Below are 6,116 nucleotides of genomic sequence, written 5' to 3' on the forward strand. Positions count from 1 at the left end.
CTAGAATCAAAGAGCAAGCTCTTATCTCCTCGCTCGACTTGCATGTGTTAGGCACGCCGCCAGCGTTCATCCTGAGCCAGGATCAAACTCTCAAAATAAACTTCGTTTATATCGCCAACGAAATCAAAGATTTCCGTTGCTCAAACTTGGCTTCATGTTTTATATCCAGAATCACGTGGTGTGATTCATTATGACCTACTGTTTAATTTTCAAAGTTCAATTTGTTTTTTCCTCTTGTCGAGGACAAGTAATAATATATCACCTTCATTTAATTACGTCAACACTTTTTTTATATTTTTCTTACAAAGTTTAATATAGAATCTCAAAATTAATGCAACAAATAATTAAAGTCGAGCACATAATGATTTACCTTACACCAATATAGATAGCTTAATACCTAACCATAATCTTTCGACCATAATCAAGCAGTTCACCACCCATATTGATGGTTCGTTCGACTATGCATAATACCTGTACAGCTATATACAACCTTTCGGCCGTATATAACCATTAATTATATAATCCCTCGACTTAATTATATAACCTGCGGCACTATGGATAATCTTAGCTCGACCCTATATGATAAGTTGGGATCTTATTATAATCAAATCTCAAAAATTCGACTATAATAAAACCTTTCCTAACCATATAAAATCTTCCCTCCGACTATATAACAGCCATATTAATAACCACTATATAATCTTTGGTCGACCTATATATACCACTATTAAATAGCACATATAAATCTTCGCTCAACCATTATATACCCGACACTATTATAATAACCATTTACTAAATAATTTATACATAAGTTTTTAAAAATTATTATTCAAACACAATTTCTATATTTTTATAACCTAAATCTCTTAATATGTTTTCTAGAAGTAATTTTGTATTTTTACTTGCTTCTTCCAAAAATCCATCTTCAATTAATTTCTTTTCAATATTTTCTTTTTCCTTTGATATTTCATTGAATACATCTTTTATACTCAATTTATTAAATAAAGAGTTTTTTTCATCATATATGTATATATTTTTTTCATCTATATTATGATTTAATATTTTAGGTTTACTTAATTTTATTTTTATTTTTTCTTTTTTATTTTCAAGTATTTCAATATTTTCTATATCAACACCAGCTTTTATAGTTCCTTCATACTTTATTAAAAAAGATTTTTGAGTAAAAGGTATTTTTATATCCTGTATTTTTTTATTTTCTTTAAAAGCTATTATATTACTGTAATAATATTTTGTTGTGGCAAGCTCTTTTATTTTAGATATTCTATCTAATATTACAGTTGAATCTTTCTGTTTATTATTTGTAATATTAATATTTAAAAGTATAGTAAAAGATATAAACATTAAAAATAAAATTGTCAGAATTTTATTTTTATTTGTTTTTTCTATCAATATACCATCTCCTTTTGATATAATAATATTTTGAAGATTTAATATAAACGTAAAATGTCGAAAGGAGTAATTGCCAATGTCAACTTTAGTATTCGGTCATAAAAATCCAGATACTGATTCAGTAACTTCAGCAATAGCCACTTCTTATCTTAAGAATAAGTTAGGTTTTGATACTAAACCATGCGTATTAGGAAATATAAGAAAAGAGGCTAAATTTGTACTTGACTACTTTAAATTATCATACCCTACTTTGATAGAAAATGTCAAAACTCAAGTTAAAGACTTAAATTATGACAAAATAGAAGGAATTAGTGCTGATTCTTCTATTTTACACGCTTATAAACTAATGGAAGATAGTCATTTAAGAACATTACCTATAATAGATGAAAACAAAAAATTATTAGGTATAATTACTATGAAAGATATAGCTATGCAGCTTATAAGAGGTGATGTTAATCATATAAAAACTTCTCTTTCAAATATAGCATCTGATTTAGAAGGTAAAGTTCTTGTAAATTGTCATGATATTGTAAATGGTAAATTGTCTATAATAGCTTTTTATTATAAAACTATTGCAGGTACATTATCTGAAAAAGATATTATAATTGTCGGAGATAGATACGATATTATAGAACATGCTATTGATTCAAAAGTTCAATTAATTATTATAACTGGTGGAAATGAAATTCCAGAAAAATATTTAAATTTAGCTAAAGAAAATAACGTATCTATGATTTGTGTTCCTTCTGATACTTATACAACTTCTAAGTTAATCAATCAAACTAGCTTTGTATCATCTATAATGAAATCTGATATTTTGAAATTTGAAGAATGTGAATACATAGATGATATAAAAGAGGATATATCAAGTACTAATTTTAGATATTATCCTGTTGTAAATAAAGACAATGTATTCTTAGGTTTTATAGGAAGAAAACACCTTTTAGATTCTAATAAGAAAAAGGTTATATTAGTTGATCACAACGAATCAGCTCAAAGTGTAGATGGTTTAGATCAAGCTGAAATACTTGAAATTATAGACCATCATAAAATTGGTGGTATATCAACTTCTATACCTATAAACTTTAGAAATATGACTGTTGGAAGTACCTGCACTATAGTTTATAATATGTTTAAAGAAAACAATATAGAAATACCTTATGAAATTGCAGGATTACTTTTATCAGGTATAATATCAGATACTCTTTTATTTAAATCTCCAACTACTACAGATATAGACAAAAAAGCTGTAGTAGAGCTTAATAAAATATTAAATTTAGATTTAGAAAAATATGCTATGGAAATGTTCAAATCAGGTACATCTCTTGAAGGATATAGCATAGAAGAAATAGTTAATATGGACTTTAAAGAATTTAATCTTGAAGGATTAAAAACAGGTATAGGCCAAGTATTCACTTTAGATATAGATTCAATATTTAATAAGAAAGATGAGTTCTTAGATTATATAAATAATACAAAATATGATATATGTCTTCTTGCTATAACTGATATATTAAAAGAAGGATCTTATTTATTGTATAAAGCTAAAGATAAACTAATTTCTACTGCATTTAATATAGAAGCTAATCAAGGAGTTTTCGTTGATGGAGCTGTTTCTAGAAAGAAACAATTAGTTCCAAAATTAACTGAGGCTATAAAGATAGCTAAATAATAACAAAAATACCAGTCACATTTTATAATGACTGGTATTTTTATTTCTCTAGAATTTTTGAAAGCTTACAGTTATCAACCTTTTATCTAGCATTTCCAGCAAGAATTTTAGATTAATTTATATCTCTTAATATATAAAACCCACGATTTAAAAAATCGTGGGTTTTATATAGCCTGAAGTAGAAAATATCCTACATTTTTTCTGCTTCTTCATATTCAGTTCCAAAAGTTTCAACTGTAACTTTTTTCATTTTTTGATCTTCAAATGGTTTATCACTATAATCTCTATCTACATTAACTATTCTATCTACTTCTTCCATTCCTTCTGTGACTCTACCAAAAGATGCATATTGTCCATCAAGATGTGGAGATTTTGCAACCATTATAAAAAATTGAGAACCAGCAGAATTAGGATCCATAGTTCTAGCCATGGAGATTACTCCTCTTTCATGCTTCAAATTATTTGTGTGACCATTCATAGTAAATTCACCTTTTATAGAATATCCAGGTCCTCCCATACCAGTACCTTGAGGGCATCCCCCTTGAATCATAAATCCTGGTATTACTCTATGAAAAGTAACCCCATCATAATATCCCTTTTGTACTAAAGATACAAAGTTTCTAACCGTATTAGGAGCTATATGTGGATAAAGCTCAACTTTTATAATATTTCCATTTTCCATTTCAATAGTAACTATTGGATTTTTTTGCATTTTTATATTCACTCCTTCTTATGTATTCTTAATAATTATATCAAATTTTTAATCTCTAGTTTTAATTATTTCGCATTCTAAATTTAATATTTCATTTATTTCTTTTTCTTCTAATTTGCTAAATATTTCTTTTCTATATTTTTCTCCTAAAAGATTTTTAGACCTTAAGTTATCTTCTACAATATCTGTCCAATTGATTTTCTTTCTATTGTAATATAAATCATAATCTACTATTCTCATTCCATCTTCTAAAAATTCTGACCCTACAAGTATCTTCTTTATATATTTAGGATTATAAAATGTAAAAAATCTAACTCTATATACTCCAACAGCCATAAACAATCTTGGATAATCTTTTGTCCATGACTCCCCTAGTATGAATCCTAATTCTAGTCCTTCTAATATTTTCAAAAGCCTTTCGTAATGTAATTTATATGCACCATATCTATCATATATTTTAATTTCTATTTCATACCAGTCTCTATTATCAAGTCCCGCATTTAAATATTTTAATGCATGTATTCTTAATTTCTTAAATATATCTGAATATTTTTCTTCTATAAATAAAGATTTTTCGTGTATATCTTCTAAATACATAATTTTATTTAAAGGTTTCTCAGTAAATGCAAGTATAGTTCCTTTATCATTATAATTATCAAGTAAATCAATAATATTTCCTTCTACAGCTTTATAATCTTCTTTTACTTTTACTAGTATTTTATCAATATCTCCAAAAATTCTCATAAAAATAATTCTAGGAGCAATTCTTGAAAAAGTTATATCCTCTTTTATTTTATTATTTAATACTTTACACAAAATAATATCAGGATCTTCTTTTATTATTAAAGTATCAATACATTCACTGCACTTTACTACCTCTTTAACTTTTTCTACTAAAAATATAATAGTATATTCTTCGCCAGCTTCTTGAAAAGCTGTAGTTAAGCTTGCTTCTTTAATTGCCTTTAACTCATTTACAAAATACTCTTTTAGCTTATCTATGTTTTTACTTTCAATTATTAAAGATTTAGGCCCTCTTCTAATTATAGAAAACATTGTATCCCCCCTATAAACCTACTTTTCCTTTTCCAAGTCTTTCATCATCTAATCCAAAAGGATAAGGAAGATTTGTTACTTCTCCATTGTCAACATCTATAATATTAATACTTTCTATCCCATTTAAATATACTCTTTCTTTATCTATTTTATTTTTTATGCTGAGATCGTGACCAAATAAATTATATTCTAAAGGATTTTTAATTATTTCATCAGAGTAGTGACTTATTCTTAAGTTTAAATTTTTTATTTTTATATTTTTACTTTTCTCTACTATATGAATTCTTTTAGACAGTTTCTTTATAGTTTCTTTTTCGTCGTGATTTCCCACACATACATATATTTTCTTAGCTTTTGAATTTTCAAGTATATCTACTAATATTCTTAATCTTTTTGTATATGTATATAAAGAATAATGACAAAATTCAAGTTTTATATTGTCAACCAAATCTCCTGTATGAATAATATAATCTGGTTTTAATTTTTTTATAACCTTTTTTAAAGGATAAAAAAAACTATATGGTGTGTCTGATATATGTAAAATTACTTCTCCTTTTCTATCTTTTAAGCATTTGGGTATATATACAAAACCAATAGCTCTATATAATGTAATTTTAAAATTTTCCATATAATCATCCTCTTTAGTTATATATTTATTTTTTATTATACTTTATCCAAGAATAATTTAAAATATTTCGAAATCTCAAATTATTAAATGTTTAATAATAATTTTTTATGGTATATTTTATTTAAAAAGGGAGATGAGTTATATGAGACTACATATACTCAAAAGACAAATCGAAAATACTAGAAAAAGATTAAATATGATGTTAAATGATAAAAATATTATTAAAACTAATGGGGAAGTTTTAAAGTTAAGCCAAGAACTAGATGTTTTAATAAATGAATATATATACTTAAAAAAAGATGATGAAATATAGCAGAACAAAATATCACTTCGTGATACTCTCAGATGAGTAGCAGAGCTACTCATCTGTATTTTTTGAAACTAATTCACCATTACATTTTGGACATATAAGTATAGGCATTTTTACTTCAAAATTCTCAATATCACAACCAGAAGCAAAAAAGTCATCTTCAATAAATTCATCAATAATAAACCTAGGTACATCTTCTTCAAATCTACACTCCAAACATTGATATCTGTAAGTCTTCTCGTCTGTTTCTATCCCAAAGGGATACGCTTCCTCGTCCTCTCCCATATCTAGGAAGTTCTCTTTCTCTAAATCTTTCATTATCGGGTAT

At 26.0% G+C, this 6,116-nt stretch carries 7 protein-coding genes and 1 rRNA gene; 2 read left to right on the plus strand and 6 right to left on the minus strand.

The window, feature by feature from the left end; translation table 11 throughout:
* Together BUA77_RS12385 and BUA77_RS12390 are read right to left on the minus strand one after the other, a co-directional pair.
* Positions 1-98: ribosomal RNA gene (locus tag BUA77_RS12385) — 16S ribosomal RNA — on the minus strand; the annotation flags it as partial.
* 727 nt (positions 99-825) lie between these two features.
* Complete coding sequence (locus tag BUA77_RS12390; RefSeq protein ID WP_084605777.1) at positions 826-1,410, minus strand: DUF4230 domain-containing protein; 585 nt, start codon at positions 1,408-1,410, stop codon at positions 826-828.
* Between the two features lie 76 nt (positions 1,411-1,486).
* On the opposite strand from BUA77_RS12390, the gene BUA77_RS12395 reads away from it, so the two are divergent.
* Positions 1,487-3,082 carry a putative manganese-dependent inorganic diphosphatase gene (locus BUA77_RS12395; protein WP_072890740.1) on the plus strand — a complete coding sequence of 532 codons (1,596 nt, stop codon included), beginning with the start codon at positions 1,487-1,489 and terminating at the stop codon, positions 3,080-3,082.
* 190 nt (positions 3,083-3,272) lie between these two features.
* Here BUA77_RS12395 and BUA77_RS12400 read toward each other — a convergent pair whose 3' ends face one another.
* From BUA77_RS12400 to BUA77_RS12410, 3 genes are read right to left on the minus strand one after another with little or no spacing between them, the layout of a single operon-like run.
* Complete coding sequence (locus tag BUA77_RS12400; protein ID WP_072890743.1) at positions 3,273-3,794, minus strand: peptidylprolyl isomerase; 522 nt, start codon at positions 3,792-3,794, stop codon at positions 3,273-3,275.
* Between the two features lie 48 nt (positions 3,795-3,842).
* Complete coding sequence (locus BUA77_RS12405; protein WP_072890746.1) at positions 3,843-4,850, minus strand: hypothetical protein; 1,008 nt, start codon at positions 4,848-4,850, stop codon at positions 3,843-3,845.
* A 10-nt stretch (positions 4,851-4,860) separates the two neighbouring features.
* A complete protein-coding gene (locus tag BUA77_RS12410; RefSeq protein WP_072890749.1) occupies positions 4,861-5,478 on the minus strand; it encodes a metallophosphoesterase in 618 nt (205 codons plus the stop codon).
* A 142-nt stretch (positions 5,479-5,620) separates the two neighbouring features.
* Between BUA77_RS12410 and BUA77_RS12415 the strand changes: the two genes are divergently transcribed.
* Positions 5,621-5,791 carry an aspartyl-phosphate phosphatase Spo0E family protein gene (locus BUA77_RS12415; protein WP_159428994.1) on the plus strand — a complete coding sequence of 57 codons (171 nt, stop codon included), beginning with the start codon at positions 5,621-5,623 and terminating at the stop codon, positions 5,789-5,791.
* 45 nt (positions 5,792-5,836) lie between these two features.
* Here BUA77_RS12415 and BUA77_RS14040 read toward each other — a convergent pair.
* Positions 5,837-6,116: hypothetical protein (locus BUA77_RS14040; protein WP_159428995.1), on the minus strand; the 280-nt coding region annotated here is incomplete at its 5' end.

The sequence above is a fragment of the Tepidibacter formicigenes DSM 15518 genome, from assembly GCF_900142235.1.
GTDB lineage: Bacteria > Bacillota > Clostridia > Peptostreptococcales > Peptostreptococcaceae > Tepidibacter > Tepidibacter formicigenes.

Bases quoted from the DNA above. Each gene is read 5' to 3' on its own strand.
- BUA77_RS12415 (WP_159428994.1), top strand. From the start codon at position 5,621: ATGAGACTACATATACTCAAAAGACAAATCGAAAATACTAGAAAAAGA.
- BUA77_RS12400 (WP_072890743.1), bottom strand. From the start codon at position 3,794: ATGCAAAAAAATCCAATAGTTACTATTGAAATGGAAAATGGAAATATT.
- BUA77_RS12410 (WP_072890749.1), bottom strand. From the start codon at position 5,478: ATGGAAAATTTTAAAATTACATTATATAGAGCTATTGGTTTTGTATAT.
- BUA77_RS12395 (WP_072890740.1), top strand. From the start codon at position 1,487: ATGTCAACTTTAGTATTCGGTCATAAAAATCCAGATACTGATTCAGTA.
- BUA77_RS12405 (WP_072890746.1), bottom strand. From the start codon at position 4,850: ATGTTTTCTATAATTAGAAGAGGGCCTAAATCTTTAATAATTGAAAGT.